A 16129-nucleotide genomic window follows, 5' to 3' on the forward strand; every position below is an offset into this window, starting at 1 on the left:
CCTAGTGGCTGTGGCCCTCGTGAGCGTGGTCGTGGCCTTCGGCCTCTTCCTTCTCGATCTCGGCGCGCACGGCGTCCATGTCGAGCTCCTTGACCTTGCCGATGATCTCCTCGAGCGCGGCCGGCGGGAGCGCGCCGGGCTGGCTGTAGAGGAGGATGCCGTCGCGGAAGGCCATGAGCGTCGGGATCGACTGGATCCCGGCCTCGCCCGAGAGCTCCGGCTGGTCCTCGGTGTCGATCTTCCCGAAGACGACGTCAGGGTGCTTCTCGCTCGACGCCTCGAACGTCGGAGCGAACATCTTGCACGGGCCGCACCAGTCGGCCCACCAGTCCACCAGCACGATGCCGTTGCCGGTGACGGTCTCCTCGAAGTTGTCCTTGGTCAGTGCAACCGTGGCCATGTGGCCGCCTCTCTTGTCGTGGCTTCAGTCGTGCTCTTCCGCGCAACAGTAGTGGCGGCCGAGCTATTCCGACAGACGGCCATGCGCGGCGCGCGCCACGTCTGGCAGGCTATAGGGCATGGATCTGGCCACGACCATTCAGAACATCGAACGCTCCTCGTCGGCGCTGACGACGCAGTCCCTCACCCGGATGGACGAACGCCTGCCCTGGTTCCGCGACCTGCCCGCCGAGCAACGCTCGATGGTCACCCTGGTGGCCCAAGCCGGGGTGCGGCAGTTCCTGGAATGGCTGCGCAACGGCGGTGAGGACCTCGGCACCTCCGACATGGTCTTCGAGGCCGCCCCCGTCGAGCTCGCCCGCGCCATCAGCCTCCAGCACACGGTCGCCCTCATCCAGGTCGTCATCGACGTGGTCGAGGAGCAGGTGCCCGCGCTCGCCGCCGAAGGCGAGACGGACCAGCTGCGCGAATCGGTGCTGCGTTTCAGCCGCGAGATCGCCTTCGCCTCCGCACGCGTGTACGCCCGTGCCGCCGAGACCCGCGGCGCCTGGGACGCGCGCCTCCAGGCGATGCTCGTCGACGCGCTCTTGCGCGGCGACAACTCCGACGAGCTCATCAGCCGCGCCGCGGCCCTCGGCTGGTCCGAGACGCAGACGATCACCGTCGTCTGCGGTGCCACTCCCGGCGGCGAGGCCACGCTCGTGCTCCACTCGGTCCAGCGCGCCGCCAGGCGGCTCGGGCTCGACATCCTCGCGGGCGTCCACGGCGCCCGCCTCGTGCTCCTCCTCGGCGGCGTCAAAGATCCCGTCGAGATCGTAGAGAAGCTCACCGGCCAGTTCGGCGACGGACCCGTCGTGGTGGGCCCCACCGTGAACGGCCTCGCGGACGCGTCCACGTCGGCGCTCGCCGCCGTCGCCGGGCACCGGGCCGCACCGGCCTGGCCCGACGCGCCCCGGCCCGTCACCGCGACCCAGCTCCTCCCCGAGCGGGCCATCGCCGGGGACGAGGAGGCCCGCCGGGTCCTGCGCGAGAACGTCTACATGACGCTGCGCCGCGCGGGCGGCGAGCTGCTGGAGACCATGGACGCGTTCATCGCCTCCGGCGGCGTCCTCGAGGGGACCGCGCGCGAGCTGTACGTCCACCCCAACACGGTCCGGTACCGTCTCCGCCGCATCCAAGAGGTGACCGGTTTCTCCCCCACCGAACCGCATGAGGCCTTCGTCCTCCGTGTGGGGTTGACCATAGGACGCCTCGAGAACGCTTCGAGCACCCGGCGTTCTCGCAGTTGACAACGAGTGTTGTAGATTCCATACAAGAACCGAACGGGCTTTCAGTCCTCCGACTGCTCCCGTATGACCTGTTGTCGATGCGAAAGTCTTAGTGTGCTTGCCATTCTCGCTCCCGGGCAGGGCTCGCAGAAGCCCGGGTTCCTGACGCCGTGGATCGAAGACCCCTCCGCCGAGGCCCGCCTCCGCGAGTGGTCCGAGATCATCGACCTCGACCTCGTCCGCCTCGGCACGACCGCCGAGCAGGACGAGATCACCGACACCGCCAATACCCAGCCGCTGCTCGTGGCCGCCGGACTGCTGGCCGCCGAGCGGCTGCTCACCGGCGACCTCGCCGAAGCGGACCTGGTCGTCGCCGGGCACTCCGTCGGGGAACTCACCGCGCTCGCCATCGCCGGGGTCCTGACCCCCGAGGCCGCCGTCCGCCTCGCCGCCGTGCGCGGCCGCGAGATGGCCGCCGCCTGCAACATCGAGCCGACCACGATGGCCGCCGTGCTCGGCGGGATCGAGGACGAGGTCCTCGCCGCGATCGAAGCGGCGGGCGCCTGGCCGGCGAACCGCAACGGCGCCGGTCAGATCGTCGCCGCGGGCCCCGTGGCCGCCATCGAGAAGCTCACCCAGAGCCCGCCCGAAAAGGCCCGGATCATCCCCCTCAAGGTCGCCGGCGCGTTCCACACGCCGCACATGGCGCCCGCGCAGGAGGCGCTCGAAGCCGTCGCCGCCGAGATCGCCACCGCCGACCCGGTGCGGACGCTCCTGTCCAACCGCGACGGCAGGGCCGTGACCTCCGGCAAGACCGCCTTGCAGCAGATCGTGGCTCAGGTCACGTCACCGGTCAGGTGGGACGCCTGCATGAGTACGCTTGGAGAACAGGGCGTCACGGCGGTCATCGAGCTGCCGCCCGCAGGGACGCTCACCGGACTGGCCAAGCGGGCACTCAAGGGCGTCGACCGTGTCAACGTGAACACCCCCGAGGACCTGGCCGCTGCCGCCGGACTCGCAGCGAATGAAGGAGTCGAGTGAGCGTCAACGGATCGCGTGTCGTCAGCGTCGGCCACTACCAGCCGGAGAAGATCCTCACCAACGAGGACCTCTCCAAGATCGTCGACACCAACGACGAGTGGATCGTCTCCCGTGTCGGCATCAAGGAACGCCGCATCGCCGCCGACGACGAGAAGGTGGCCGACATGGCCGTCCACGCCGCCCGGCAGGCCCTCGAGAACTCCGGGTACGGCCCCGGTGACATCGACATGGTCATCGTCGCGACGGTCTCCGCCAAGGACACCTGCCCCAACACCGCCTGCCGCGTCGCCGAAGCCCTCGGGCTCAGCGTGCCGGCGGCCATCGACGTCAACACCGCCTGCTCCGGCTTCGAGTACGCGCTGGCCCAGGCGGACATGGCGATCAGGGTCGGCAGTGCCAAGCGCGCCATCGTGATCGGGGCCGAGAAGCTCACCGCCGTCACCGACTGGGAGGACCGCACCTCGTGCGTCCTCTTCGGCGACGGCGCGGGCGCGGTCGTGGTCGAGGGCACCGACGACCCGGAGCTGGCCATCAGCCCGGTCGTGTGGGGCTCCGAGCCGTCGATGAGCGACGTCATCCGCATCGAGGAGGACGTGCCGTTCATCAAGCAGGCCGGCCAGACCGTGTTCCGCTGGGCGACCACCCAGCTGGCGCCGCTCATCGAGCAGGTCGCCGACAGGGCGGGCCTCAAGATCAACGAGCTCGCGGCCTTCGTGCCGCACCAGGCGAACCTGCGGATCATCCAGGGCATCGCCAAGCGCCTCGACTTCAGCGACGACTGCGTCATCGCCGAGGACATCGTCTACTCCGGCAACACGTCCGCGGCATCGGTGCCGCTGGCGCTGTCGAAGTTGGTACAAAGTGGCAAGGTGGCCTCCGGCGCCCCGATCCTCCTGTTCGGATTCGGCGGCGGACTCACCTACGCCGGGCAAGTCATCCGCTGCCCGTAATTATCGAGAGGAAATAACTCATGGCTCTGTCTCGTGACGAGATCCGCGAAGGCCTGTCCGACATTCTCGAAGAGGTCGCGGGTGTCAACCCCGACGATGTCGCCGACGCCAAGTCGTTCACCGACGACCTGGACGTCGACTCGCTCGCCATGGTCGAGGTCGTCGTCGCCGCTGAAGAGAAGTTCGGCGTGAAGATCCCCGACGACGAGGTCGCCAACCTCAAGACCGTCGGCGACGCCGTCAACTACATCGAAAAGGGCTAAATGTGACTGAGGTAGTCGTTACCGGACTCGGCGCCACCACCCCTCTCGGGGGGGATGTGGCGTCGACCTGGGAGGCACTCGTGGCCGGACGGTCGGGTGTCCACCTGCTCGAGCACGAATGGGCACAGGAACTCCCCTGCCGTATCGCCGCCGAGCTGGCGGTGGAGCCCTCCGAGGTCCTGCCTCGGGTCCGGCTGCGCCGTCTCGACCGCTCCGAGCAGATCGCGCTCGTCGCGGCTCAGCAGGCGTGGGACGACGCGGGGCTGAGCGACGACCTCGACAAGGAACGCCTGGGCGTCGTCTTCGGTTCCGGCATCGGCGGTGCGCTGACGCTGCTCGCTCAGGACGACATCCTTGAGCAGAGCGGCGCCCGCAAGGTCTCTCCGTTCACCGTGCCCATGCTCATGCCCAACGGCCCCGCCGCCGTGGTCGGTCTGGAATTCGGCGCCCAGGCCGGCGTGCACGCCCCCACCAGCGCGTGCGCCACCTCGGCCGAGGCGATCTCGTGGGCCGCCGACATGATCCGCGTCGGCCGTGCCGACGTGGTCGTGGCGGGCGGCGCGGAGGCGGTCATCGGCGGCCTGCCGATGGCCGGATTCTCCTCGATGAAGGCCATGTCGACCCGCAACGACGACCCGACGCACGCTTCCCGGCCCTGGGACCGCGACCGCGACGGGTTCGTCATGGGCGAAGGCTCGGGCGCGCTCATCCTCGAGCGCCGCGACCACGCGGAGGCCCGCGGGGCGCGGATCTACGCCGTCGTGGCGGGCTCCGGCCTGACCTCCGACGGTTACGACATCGTCCAGCCCGACCCGGAGTGCCGGGGCGGCGGTCGGGCGATGGCGGCCGCGATCAAGCAGGCAGGGATCGACCCGAAGGAGATCGGCCACGTCAACGCCCACGCGACGTCCACTCCGGTCGGCGACATGGCGGAGGTCAAGGGCATCAAGCGCGTCGTGGGCGACCACGTCGTGCTCACCGGCACCAAGTCCATGACCGGGCACCTGCTCGGCGGGGCGGGCGCGGTCGAGTCGATCGCGGCGATCATGGCGATCGTCGACGGGGTCATCCCTCCGACGATCAACCTCGAGAACCCCGACCCGGGCCTGGACCTGGACGTGGCGGCGAACGAGGCCCGCAAGGTCGACCTGAACGCCGCGCTCAACACGGCCTTCGGCTTCGGCGGCCACAACGCGGCGCTCCTGTTCACGAAGGCGTAAGCGACACAAGAACATCGTAGGGCCCAGCCGCATTCGCGGCTGGGCCCTACGGCGTCTCGGAGCGCCGCTGCGGTCTATCACCAAACGGACAGCAGGGGGACCCGGCCTCGGCGAAGCCTGCGAGCCGTGACTTCGCGGTTGGCGCAGAAATACTCCCGGGGTACGACATCTTCCGAACCTGATCCTTCCTCAGGATGAGACAGGTCGGTACCGCAGGCGGGAGCATCCGAGGGTGGCCGGCACTACCGTCGAAGGCGGGGTCTGCGTACCCGTGAGGTGCCCGCGATTTCCTTACACTGAAGCCGGAAACCACAGTAAGCCCGTTAAGACCACAGAGGAGCTCGTCGTGTCCACCGCCACCCCGCTCGCCACCACCGGCCCACCCGGCCCGCTCGCGTCGATCACCAAGGCCGAGCGATCCCTCGCGCCCGACATCGCGCGCGGGTTCATGCTCCTGTTCATCGCCCTGGCGAACGTCCCGATCCACCTGTGGGGCATGGGACTCGACAAGTACAACCACAACACCGGCCAATCGACCGCCGACCACATCGCCTACTTCGTGGAGCAGCTCCTCATCGCCGAGCGCTCCCGCCCGATGTTCGCGGTCCTCTACGGCTTCGGCATCGCCATCATGGCCTCGCGCATGTTCGCGCGCGGCATGGAGGCCAAGGGCGTCCGCAAGATCCTGCGCCGCCGCTCCTGGTGGCTCATCGCGTTCGGCTTCCTGCACGCCACGTTCCTGTTCTTCGGCGACATCCTCGCCCCGTACGGCGCCATGGGGCTCATCGCCCTGTTCTTCGTGAGCCTCTCCGACAAGTCGCTCAAGAAGTGGCTCTGGGGCTCCCTCGCCTACGTGGTCCTCATCGGCAACCCGATCATGGCGTTCTTCTACACCGCCGCCGGAACGCCGCCCGGGAGCGACGGCCTGCCGCCGTACGTCGGCCAGATCGTCATGGGCGCGATCGCCTCGCCGGCCGGCACGATCGCGATCGTGCTCACCGGCTCGTTCTTCCCGCTGATCATCGCGGGCATGATGCTCCACCGCGCCGGCTGGATCGAGCACCCCGAATCGCATCTGCCGCAGCTGAAGAAGGTCTTCATCACCGGCATGATCGTGAACGTCCTCAGTTCGCTTCCCGTGGCGCTCATCGCACTCGGTGCCTGGGAGCCGTCGAACGGCGTCTGGATCGCCTCGGTGTACCTGACGCTCCTCGGCGGCCTGTACGCCGGGATCGGCTACATCTGCGGCTTCGCGCTCCTCGCGCACAAGCTGCGCGGCTTCGGCCGCCGGGGCGTGCCCGGGGCCCTCGCCGCGGTCGGCGAGCGTTCGCTCACGAGCTACCTGCTGCAGTCGATCATCATGGCCCCGCTGCTCACCGCCTGGGGCTTCGGCCTCGGCGAGGACATGGGCTACCTCGCGGCGTTCGGCGTCGCGTTCGGGACCTGGCTGGTCACCGTCGCCGTCGCGGTCGCGCTCGACAAGGCCGGAAAGCGCGGCCCCTTCGAGGTCCTCCTCCGACGCCTCACCTACGGCCGCAAACGGGCCTGACGAACACCCGACACCCCCGCGTCGCTTTGCCGACGCGGGGGTTCCGCCTTTTCGGGCGGCGTGGCACAATACGCGCGTGCAAGTGAGGGAGACTCCGTTCCGACTGCTGCGGGCCGCCGTGTTCGCCGCGGTCTCGGGGTCCGCTTCGCTCCTGCTGCACCTCTGGAGCGGCGGGAACGCCCCCGGTCCGCTCCAGTTCGCGGCCGCCGTCAGCGTGCTCTTCGCCGCCGCGTACGGCATCGGCGGGCGCCAGCGCGGCTTCCTCACACTCGCTCCACTGTGTCTCGTGGCGCAGTACGGGCTGCACGAGTGCTTCGAGCTCGGCGCCGCCGCCGCGGCGGGCCACGCGCACGGCGCGGGCCTGAGCATGTGGCTGGTGCACGTCGCCGCAGCGCTGGCGCAGGCGTCGTGGCTCGCGCGCGGCGATGCCGCGCTCGCGAGGCTGCTCGACGTCGTGACGCTGTTCTTCGCGCGGGTGATCCGCGTGCTCGGTGCGGGCGCGCCCGTGATGATCCGGCCGCGCCGGTTCACACTGCGGACGCAGACGCCGCGTCCGGTTCCGGCGGTGCGCGCCCCGATCTCCCGCCGCGGGCCACCGCTGTTCGCTTTCTCCTGAGTCTCTTTGTCCCCCAGCGCCTTCGGCGCTGACTCCTGCCCGGATCCCGGTTCGGCTCCGCTGCCGCGCGCTCCCGGGCCGCTCAGAAAGCGAATGATGTCAGACAATTCAAGGATTCCGGCTGCCCTCAGGCAGCTGCTGCTCCGGCTGCATTTCTACGCCGGCATACTCATCGCCCCGTTCCTGCTGGTCTCGGCCGTGTCCGGGCTGGCCTACGCGCTGTCCTACCCAGTGGAGGACGCCCTCTACGCGGACCTTCGCACGGTCGACGTCGGTGACGGGCGCCTGCGCCTGGCCGACCAGGTCAATGCCGTCACCGCCGCGCACCCGGATTGGACCGTGACGGCGGTGCGGCCCGCCGCGGAGGACGACGCCTCGACGGTGGTGCTGGTCGACGACGGCGTGGCCCGCGAATCAGGCGCGATCGCCGCGGTCTACGTCGACCCGTACACCGGTGCGCTGCTCGGCGATTCGACGACGTACGGGTCCTCGCAGGCCGGGCCGCTGCGCGAGTGGATCTCGACGCTGCACCGGAGTCTGCATCTCGGTGAAGCGGGCCGCCTGTACAGCGAGCTCGCGGCGAGCTGGCTGTGGGTGGTGGCGCTCGGCGGGCTGGTCCTGTGGATCACCCGAAGGCGCCGCTCGAGCCGATCTCCGGCTCGTGAGCGCCGCCGGGCTGGCCTGGTCCGTCCCGAACCGGCCGGCACCGGTCGCTCCCGCACGCTCGCCTGGCACGGGCCGGTGGGGCTATGGCTGTGCGCGGTCCTGCTGTTCCTGTCGGCGACGGGCCTGACCTGGTCGCGGTACGCGGGCGAGCACGTCTCGGAGCTCCGCGAGGCCCTGAGTTGGACCACGCCGTCGGTCGCCGTCGACTCGGACGCGAGCGGCGGCGACCATGCCGAGCACCACCACGCGGGCGCGGAGGGCGTCTCGTCGTTCGCGGTGGCGCTGCTCGACAGCGTGTACACGACCGCGCGCGAGGCGGACATGAACGGCCCCTTGCAGATCACGCTCCCGACCGGGTCGGGCACGCAGTACCTGGTGGCCGAGACGCACCGGGCGCTGCCGCTGGAGCAGGACCAGATGGTCGTCGACACCGGCTCGGGCGCACCGGAGGTGGCCGAGGAGCTGCGGTTCGCGGACTGGCCGTTCATGGCGCGGGTGACGAACGTCGCCATCGCCGCGCACATGGGCCTGCTGTTCGGTCTGGCGAACCAGCTGCTGCTCGCGGCGGTGATGGTCGCTTTGGTCTGCATGATCGTGTGGGGCTACCGGATGTGGTGGCAGCGCCGTCCGAGGGGCGCGCTGGTGGGCCGGCCGTATCGGCGCGGTGCGCTGCGGCGGCTGCCGTGGCCGCTCGTCGCGGCGATCGCGGTGGTCGCGGCCGGTGTCGGGTGGTTCCTTCCGCTGCTGGGGATCTCGCTGGCGATATTCGTCGTGATCGACGTGCTCGTCGGGTGGTGGTCGCGGTTCCGCAAGCCGCCCATGGAGAACGAGCACGGCGAGGTGGTCGTCTCGAGGCGGACGGCGCTGGCGGCGGCCACCGTCACGGTCGCCGCGGGCGCGGGTGTGGGCGCCGCGATCGGGGAGAACCACGAGCATGAGGACGGCGGCGAGGCCGGGCACGACCACTCGACCGGCGTGGAGCCGTTCTACGGTGCGAGGCAGGCGGGGATCGAGACGCCGGCGCAGCGGCACGCGCTGTTCGCGGCGTTCGACCTCGCCGAGACCGAGCTGGGGACGGGCGCGGCGCTCGATGCGGCCGCGGTCGCGGCGAATCTGCAAGCGCTGCTCAAGGAGTGGTCGGCGGTCGCCGCGGCGCTCGCGGCCGGTGAGGCGCCGCCGAAGGCGCCGATCGACGGTGACGACCAGTTCGACGCCGAGGCCGTCGCCGCGGGGCTCGACCCGGCGCGGCTCACCGTGACGTTCGGGATCGGCCCGGCCGCGTTCGCGAAGGCCGGTCTGGAGGCCGTGCGGCCGTCGAAGCTCGTCGAGCTGCCCGAGTTCGACGGCGACAAGTTGAATCCGGCCTGGTCGGGCGGGGACCTGCTGCTGCAGATCTGCGGTGACGACCGGCAGGTGGTGAGCAACGCGTTCCTGGAGCTGCGCAAACGGGCCGTCGCGGCCGGGCGGCTGCTGTGGATGCAGCACGGGTTCTCGTCGGCGCCCGACGGCGGGACGCCGCGGAACCTCATGGGTTTCAAGGACGGCAGCGCGAACCCGGAGGCCGGGTCCGAGCTGTTCGACGAGCGGGTGTGGGCGGTCGATTCGGAGCCGTCGTGGTTCGAGGGCGGCACGTACCTGGTGTTCCGCAAGATCCGGATGCGGCTGCCGGACTGGTCGATGCTCACCGCCGAGGACCAGAACCTGACGTTCGGGCGCGAGCGGGACTCGGGTGCGCCGCTGAGCGGCGGCGGCGAGTTCGACCACCCCGACTTCGCGGTGCTCGACAGTGCAGGGCTGCAAGCGGTCCCGGCGGATTCGCATGTGGCCGTCGTGCACGATGCGGCGATGGTGCGGCGCGGCTACAACTACGACTACGGGTTCCTGACGCAGGGCGAGGTGAGCTCGGACGCGGCGACCGACGGGCACCTGGACGGCCACATGCACGCCGAGCACCCCTATGACGCGGGGCTGCTGTTCGCGTCGTTCCAGGCGGATCCGCAGGTGTTCATCGACACGCAGGAGAAGATGGCGGCCTCGGACCGGTTGAACGAGTTCGTCACCGCCGAAGGCAGCGCGGTCTTCGTGCTCCCGCCGGGCGCGCCCGAGGGCGGCTACGTCGGCCAGGGGCTGTTCGAAGCCTGAAGGTGATGGTGGCGGTGCGGGCCGCTCGCGAGAGCGGTCCGCACTCCGGCGTCACACGACCGGCGCGAGACCCTGAACGCCGGTCGCGGACCGGCGCGGCGGGCGCGCGTCGTCCCAGCCGAGCGGCGGCCGGTCGAGCTGGTCGTACCAGAGGCAGAAGACCATGACCGCCCAGATCTTGCGGGCGTTGTCGGCTTCCCCGGAGCGGTGCGCGCGCAGGAGGCCGCGCGCGACGTCGAGGTCGAGCAGGTGCCCGCATCCGCTCGCGGCCATCACGTGGTCGGCCCACTCGAACATGGGTCCGGCCAGCCACTGCCGGTGGGGGGTCGGGAAGCCGAGCTTCGGCCGTTCGACGATGCCTGGCGGGACGAGGCTCGCGACGGCCCGGCGCAGCGCGGTCTTGGTCTGGCGGCCCTGCAGCCGGTGCTCGACGGGGACGCGTGAGGCGGTCTCCCACACGACGCGGTCGAGGAACGGCACGCGCAGCTCCAGGCTGTGCGCCATGGACATCCGGTCGGCCTTGACAAGGATGTCGCCCTTCATCCAGGTGGAGAGGTCCAAGTGCTGCATGCGCGTGGTCGGGTCGAGGTGCTCCGACTCGTCCCAGATCGGGTCGGTGACGGCGCGGTGCGGTGGGCCTTCGCGGCGCAGGAGCCGCCGTTTGTCCTCGCCGGTGAAGACCTTCGCGTTGCCTACGAACCGCTCGCGCAGTTCGGCGGTGCCGCGCTCGAGGAAGCTCTTGCCCTTGACGCCCTCTGGGAGGGCCGCAGAAGCCTTGCGCAGCAGGCCCTTGGCGGGGTCGGGCAGGGCCTCGAGGCGCTTGAGCGAATGCGGTTCGCGGTAGATCGTGTACCCGCCGAAGAGCTCGTCGGCTCCTTCCCCGCCGAGCGCGACGGTGACGTGCTCGGCGGCCTTCTTCGCCACGAAGTAGAGCGGGACCAGGGCCGGGTCGGCGACCGGGTCGTCCAGATGCCACACGATCTTCGGCAGTGCCGCGATGACGTCCTCGACCGAGACGGGCGCGGGGATCGAGCGCACACCGAGGGCCGCGGCGGAGGCGGCGGCGACCGACAGCTCGTCGTACAGGCCCGGGTCGGTGAACTGCGCGGTGAACGTCACGAGCCCGGGGTTGACCTCGCGGGCCAGGGCGACGACGGCGGTCGAGTCGATGCCGCTGGACAGGAGTGCGCCGACCGGCACGTCCGAGCGCATGTGAATCCGCACCGAATCCCGCAGGGCGGCGAGGATCTCGGTGTGGAGGCGGTCCGCGTCGGCCACGGGCTCGGGCCGGAACATCGGCTGGAAGTACCGCTGCGGGCGCGGGGTCGCACCGGGCCGGAACATCGCGAAGTGCCCGGCTTCGAGACGGTGGGCGTGCCGGTGGAGGGTGGCCGGCTCGGGCGCGTACTGGAAGGTCGCGTAGTGGGCTACCTGGTCGGGGTCGACCAGGTCGGAGTGGGCGAGGCCGGGGAGGGCCTTCTTCTCGCTGGCGAGCCAGGTGGAACCGTCCCATTGCGTCCAGTAGAGGGGTTTGATCCCGAAGGGGTCGCGGGCGGCGAAGAGCAGGTCCGCAGCGCGGTCGTGGATCACGAACGCGAACATGCCTCGGAGGCGGTGGACGAGGTCGGGTCCCCAATGGCGATAGCCGGCGAGGACGACCTCGGTGTCGCCGCGGGTGGTGAACACCTCGCCGTGGACGCGCACAAGCTCGTCGCGCAGTTCGAGGAAGTTGTAGATCTCGCCGTTGAAGACGATCGCGTAGCGGTCGGGGTCGGCGCCGTCGCCTCGGCGCATCGGCTGATGGGAGCCTTCGACGTCGATCACCGCGAGTCGTTTGAAGCCCATGAGAACCTGGTCGCCCGAGGTGAGGACGGCCGTCTCGTCGGGGCCGCGGTGGTCGAGGCGCGCCAGGGCCGCGGTGAACCGGTCGCCTTCGGGATCGGTGCGCGCTCCGGCGCGGACTGCGAAGCCGCACATGGTGCCTCCAGTTCGGGGGTCGGGTGGAATTCCAGGCTCCTTCGCTGCGGGGGCGTCCGCCTCCGGCGAAGCGCCGGAACCGCCCCGATGAAGGTCCCTCCGCGAATCCGTCCGGTGGACTCGTCCGGATGCAGCCGAAGGTCTGCGATGCACCCGCCGCAGGTCGGGTGGATTCCTCCGCCATGTGGAGGGGATCGCACCCGACCTTCGACGGGTTGCCTCTCTTGGGGATGATGAGGACTCATATAGCGAATAGGCCACTGGGAGGCGCACGTGATCCGAGTGCTGATCGTCGACGACGAAGCGCTGATCCGATCAGGTTTCACCCACATCCTCAGTGCCGCAGAGGACATCGAGGTCGTCGGCGCCGTGTCAGGGGCCGACGCCCTGGACCGGGTGCTGTCGCTGCGGCCGGACGTCATGCTGCTCGACATCCGGATGCCCGACATGGACGGCCTCACGATCCTCAAGCGGCTGCGGGAGCTGTCGCACCCGCCGGTCACGGCCGCACTGACCACCTTCGACACCGACGAGTACGTGTACGAGGCGCTGCGACTCGGCGCGGCGGGCTTCCTCCTCAAGGACACCGAACCCGAGCACCTGGCCTACCAGGTGCGGGCGCTGGCTACCGAGGGCGCGGTGCTCTCGGCGAAGGTGACGCGCGCCGTCGTCGCCGGATACCTGGACCGGTCGGCGGAGTCGAAGCCGAACCCGCGGATCGAACGACTCACCGAACGGGAGCGGGAGATCCTGCTGCTCATCTCCGAGGGGAAGTCGAACGGCGAGATCTCCTCGGAGCTGTTCCTCGGCCTGGGCACCGTCAAGGACCACGTCAGCTCGATCCTCACGAAACTGCAGGTCTCCAACCGGGTGCAGGCCGCGCTGACGGCCCACGACGCCGGTCTGCTCAAGGACTCCGGACGGTGACGAGGTTCGGCCTGCCCGAGCGCCTCCCGCAGTGGGTGTGGGACGCGGGAGTCATGCTCGTCGCGATCGCCCACCTGGCGTTCGTGATCGACCTCTCCAACCAGCCGGTCGCGACGCTCGCGTGCGTCGGGGTCCTGGCCTTGGTGCTGCGCAGGCGGTGGCCGTTCGCGGTGTTCCTGGCGACCCTCCCGGCGGCATTCCTCGTGTTCGAGAAGGTCGCGTCGATGATCGCGCTGTACACGATCGCCCGCCAGTCCCGCCGCATGTGGCCGCCGCTCACCGCGACGGCGCTGCTCGCGGCCTGCTTCGTCCTCCAGGGGACCCAGGTCTACCACCTGTTCTTCGGCTCGTGGCGGGTCACACCGTTCGCGGCGGCGTGGGACGCGCTGCAAGTGCACCTCTACCCGTACGAGTCGTTCCTGCGGCTGGTCCTGTACTACGTGGTGATGGCGGCGGTGCCGACCATCCTCGGCTACAGCCAGCGGGCCCGGCGGGGCATGGCCGACCGGCTCGCCGAGATCGAGGAGGCCCGCGAGCACGAGCAGCTGCTGCTCACCCAGCAGGCGCTGGCGGCCGAGCGCGCCCAACTGGCACGCGAGATGCACGACGTGGTCTCCCACCAGGTCAGCCTGATCGCGGTGCAGGCGGGGGCGTTGCAGGTGCTGTCACGGGACGATGAGGGCCGCCGGATCGCTTCGACGATTCGGCGCCTGAGCGTCACGACGCTGGAGGAGCTGCGGCACATGGTGCAGGTGCTGCGGGTCTCCGGGATCCGGGCGACCGAGCTGACCCCGCAGCCGACGCTGGAGGAACTGGGCGCGCTCGTCGCGGGCTCCGGGATCGAAGCGGAGCTGCACCTCGAACGGATCGCCGACCTCGATCCGGCCGGACAGCGCGCGGTGTACCGAACCGTGCAAGAAGCACTCACGAACGCCCGCAAGCACGCGCCGGGGGCGGCTGTCGCGGTCGCGGTGGTCGACACCAGTGACGGCGCGGAAGTCAGCGTCGTGAACGCGCCCAGTGCGCGCCCGGTGCTGGAGCTGCCGGGCTCGCGGCACGGCTTGCTGGGGCTGCGGCAGCGGGCCGAGCTGCTCGGCGGCCGCTTCGAGGCGGGGCCGACTCCCGAGGGCGGTTGGGTTGTGCGCGTGTGGGTGCCGCGGGTCGCTGCGACCCGTTGAGTGCCTACTTCCAGCGGCGGCCGGTGAGGAGCTCGTACGCCTCGATGTAGCGGGCGAGCGTGGCGTCGACGATCGCCTGCGGGATCTCGGGGGCTTCGGCGTCGTCGGGCTTCCAACCGGTGGACTTGGCCCAGTCGCGCACGAACTGCTTGTCGAACGACGGCTGGGTCTGGCCGGGCTTCCAGGCGGCGGCGTCCCAGAAGCGGGACGAGTCGGAGGTGAGCACTTCGTCGGCGAGGCGGAGGGTGCCCTCGGCGTCGATGCCGAACTCGAACTTCGTGTCGGCGATGATGATGCCCTTGTCGAGGGCGATCGCCGCGCCGCGGCGGTAGAGCTCGAGGGCGAGGTCGCGGATGCGGGCGGCGAGGTCGGCGCCGAGGAGTTCGGCGGTCTCCTCGTAGGTCATGGGCAGGTCGTGGTCGCCGATGTCCGCCTTCGAGGTCGGGGTGTAGATCGGCTCGGGCAGGCGCGAACCGTCGACGAGGCCCTCGGGGAGCGCGACGCCGCACACCGACCCGGTCTTCTCGTACTCGGCGAGGCCGGAGCCGGTGAGGTAGCCGCGCACGACCGCTTCGACCTTGACCACCTCGAGCCGCTTGACGCGCATGGCGCGCCCCGCGAACTCGGCGGGCACGTCCTCGGCGGAGATCACGTGGCCCGGCACGATGTCGGCGAGCTGCTCGAACCACCACAGGCTCAGCGCGGTCAGGAGCTTGCCCTTGCCGGGGATCGGCGTCGGCAGCGGCACGTCGTAGACGCTCACGCGGTCGGAGGCGACGAGGACGAGGTCCTCGCCGTCGGCGTAGACGTCGCGGACCTTGCCCCGGTGAATGAGTTCCACTGCTGCTCCCCTGTTCGCTTGCCGCGTGACCGCTCCGCCGCCTCGACGGCCCGCCCTCATTAGAGCAGCGGGAACGTCATCCTACGTTTCTTCGAAGCCGCGGCTGTGCGGAGCGACACCTGCCGTCCGGCGCCCGCGCGGCGTAGGCTGGGCCGGTGACTTCCGTACAGCCTGAAGGACGCCGGATGCTGCGCCTCGAAGTGCGCAACGCCCAGACCCCGATCGAGAAGAAACCCTCCTGGATCAAGGTCAAGGCCAAGACCGGCCCGGAATACACCGAACTGCGGGGCCTCGTCAAGAGCGAGGGCCTGCACACGGTCTGCCAAGAAGCCGGTTGTCCCAACATCTACGAATGCTGGGAGGACCGGGAGGCGACGTTCCTCATCGGCGGCTCCCAGTGCACCCGCCGCTGCGACTTCTGCCAGATCGACACCGGCAAGCCCGACGCGCTCGACCGCGACGAGCCGCGCCGCGTCGCCGAATCGGTGCAGACGATGGGCCTGAAGTACGCCACGATCACCGGCGTCGCCCGTGACGACCTCGACGACGGCGGCGCCTGGCTCTACGCCGAGACCGTCCGCCAGATCCACGCGGCCGTCCCCGGCTGCGGCGTCGAGCTCCTCATCCCCGACTTCAACGCGGTCCCCGAGCAGCTCGCCGAGGTCTTCGACTCCCGCCCGGAGGTGCTCGCGCACAACGTCGAGACCGTGCCGCGCATCTTCAAGCGCATCCGGCCCGCGTTCCGCTACGAGCGGTCCCTCGAGGTGATCACGAAGGCCCGCGAGGCCGGCCTGGTCACCAAGTCGAACCTCATCCTCGGCATGGGCGAGACCCGCGAGGAGATCTCCCAGGCGCTCGAGGACCTGCACGCCGCGGGCTGCGAGCTCATCACCATCACCCAGTACCTGCGGCCGACCAAGCGCCACCACCCGGTGGACCGGTGGGTCAAGCCCGAGGAGTTCGTGGAGCTCACCGCCGAAGCCGAGGAGATCGGCTTCGCGGGCGTCATGAGCGGGCCCCTGGTCCGCTCCTCGTACCGCGCCGGCCGGCTGTACCGGCAGGCGATCGAGGCGCGCGCCGCAGCCTGAGTTC

Annotated in this window: 13 protein-coding genes and 1 pseudogene; 11 read left to right on the forward strand and 3 right to left on the reverse strand. The window is 70.3% G+C overall.

Annotation, left to right across the window (positions count from 1 at the left end; all coding sequences use genetic code 11):
* Position 1 precedes the first annotated feature (1 nt).
* Positions 2-400: a thioredoxin gene (gene trxA / locus JHY01_RS01810; RefSeq protein ID WP_205323872.1), complete on the reverse strand. Its 399-nt coding sequence runs from the start codon at positions 398-400 to the stop codon at positions 2-4.
* 118 nt (positions 401-518) lie between these two features.
* Here trxA and JHY01_RS01815 point away from each other — a divergent pair, with 118 nt between their 5' ends.
* The 8 genes and pseudogenes from JHY01_RS01815 (at position 519) to JHY01_RS01850 (ending at position 10114) form a co-directional block, all read left to right on the forward strand.
* Complete coding sequence (locus tag JHY01_RS01815) at positions 519-1688, forward strand: CdaR family transcriptional regulator (RefSeq protein ID WP_205323873.1); 1170 nt, start codon at positions 519-521, stop codon at positions 1686-1688.
* A 93-nt stretch (positions 1689-1781) separates the two neighbouring features.
* Positions 1782-2690: pseudogene (locus tag JHY01_RS01820) on the forward strand (ACP S-malonyltransferase); the annotation flags it as partial.
* A 14-nt stretch (positions 2691-2704) separates the two neighbouring features.
* Positions 2705-3658, forward strand: coding sequence for a beta-ketoacyl-ACP synthase III (locus JHY01_RS01825; protein ID WP_205323875.1), 954 nt, complete (start codon positions 2705-2707; stop codon positions 3656-3658).
* Between the two features lie 26 nt (positions 3659-3684).
* Positions 3685-3921 carry an acyl carrier protein gene (locus tag JHY01_RS01830; RefSeq protein ID WP_374199475.1) on the forward strand — a complete coding sequence of 79 codons (237 nt, stop codon included), beginning with the start codon at positions 3685-3687 and terminating at the stop codon, positions 3919-3921.
* Positions 3922-3923: 2 nt separating this feature from the next.
* The gene (gene fabF / locus JHY01_RS01835; RefSeq protein ID WP_205323877.1) at positions 3924-5141 is read left to right on the forward strand and encodes a beta-ketoacyl-ACP synthase II; all 1218 of its coding nucleotides are present in this window, start codon (positions 3924-3926) and stop codon (positions 5139-5141) included.
* Between the two features lie 346 nt (positions 5142-5487).
* Entirely contained in the window at positions 5488-6690 is a 1203-nt protein-coding gene (locus JHY01_RS27565) for a DUF418 domain-containing protein (RefSeq protein ID WP_205323878.1), read from the forward strand.
* 76 nt (positions 6691-6766) lie between these two features.
* Entirely contained in the window at positions 6767-7306 is a 540-nt protein-coding gene (locus JHY01_RS01845) for a hypothetical protein (RefSeq protein ID WP_205323879.1), read from the forward strand.
* Positions 7307-7402: 96 nt separating this feature from the next.
* Positions 7403-10114 (forward strand): Dyp-type peroxidase, encoded by a 2712-nt coding sequence (locus JHY01_RS01850; RefSeq protein ID WP_205323880.1) that lies wholly within the window; start codon positions 7403-7405, stop codon positions 10112-10114.
* Between the two features lie 51 nt (positions 10115-10165).
* Here the strand turns inward: JHY01_RS01850 and asnB are convergent, their stop codons facing one another.
* Positions 10166-12091, reverse strand: a complete 1926-nt coding sequence (gene asnB, locus JHY01_RS01855) for an asparagine synthase (glutamine-hydrolyzing) (protein WP_205323881.1) — start codon at positions 12089-12091, stop codon at positions 10166-10168.
* A gap of 273 nt (positions 12092-12364) precedes the next feature.
* Between asnB and JHY01_RS01860 the strand changes: the two genes are divergently transcribed.
* Positions 12365-13018 carry a response regulator transcription factor gene (locus JHY01_RS01860; protein ID WP_205323882.1) on the forward strand — a complete coding sequence of 218 codons (654 nt, stop codon included), beginning with the start codon at positions 12365-12367 and terminating at the stop codon, positions 13016-13018.
* On the forward strand, positions 13015-14196 hold the full coding sequence (locus JHY01_RS01865) for a histidine kinase (protein WP_307814151.1): 1182 nt from the start codon (positions 13015-13017) through the stop codon (positions 14194-14196). Before JHY01_RS01860 ends, JHY01_RS01865 begins: the two co-directional genes overlap by 4 nt.
* A 4-nt stretch (positions 14197-14200) precedes the next feature.
* Here the strand turns inward: JHY01_RS01865 and JHY01_RS01870 are convergent, their stop codons facing one another.
* On the reverse strand, positions 14201-15037 hold the full coding sequence (locus JHY01_RS01870; RefSeq protein WP_307814152.1) for a phosphoribosylaminoimidazolesuccinocarboxamide synthase: 837 nt from the start codon (positions 15035-15037) through the stop codon (positions 14201-14203).
* 185 nt (positions 15038-15222) lie between these two features.
* On the opposite strand from JHY01_RS01870, the gene lipA reads away from it, so the two are divergent.
* Positions 15223-16125 carry a lipoyl synthase gene (gene lipA / locus JHY01_RS01875; protein ID WP_240192295.1) on the forward strand — a complete coding sequence of 301 codons (903 nt, stop codon included), beginning with the start codon at positions 15223-15225 and terminating at the stop codon, positions 16123-16125.
* Positions 16126-16129 lie beyond the last annotated feature (4 nt).

It is taken from the genome of Glycomyces sp. YM15 (genome assembly GCF_016918015.1).
GTDB lineage: Bacteria > Actinomycetota > Actinomycetes > Mycobacteriales > Micromonosporaceae > Glycomyces.

Excerpts from the sequence above, each read along its gene's own strand:
- trxA (WP_205323872.1), bottom strand. The coding sequence starts at position 400 with ATGGCCACGGTTGCACTGACCAAGGACAACTTCGAGGAGACCGTCACC.
- JHY01_RS01815 (WP_205323873.1), top strand. The coding sequence starts at position 519 with ATGGATCTGGCCACGACCATTCAGAACATCGAACGCTCCTCGTCGGCG.
- JHY01_RS01850 (WP_205323880.1), top strand. The coding sequence starts at position 7,403 with ATGTCAGACAATTCAAGGATTCCGGCTGCCCTCAGGCAGCTGCTGCTC.
- asnB (WP_205323881.1), bottom strand. The coding sequence starts at position 12,091 with ATGTGCGGCTTCGCAGTCCGCGCCGGAGCGCGCACCGATCCCGAAGGC.
- lipA (WP_240192295.1), top strand. The coding sequence starts at position 15,223 with ATGCTGCGCCTCGAAGTGCGCAACGCCCAGACCCCGATCGAGAAGAAA.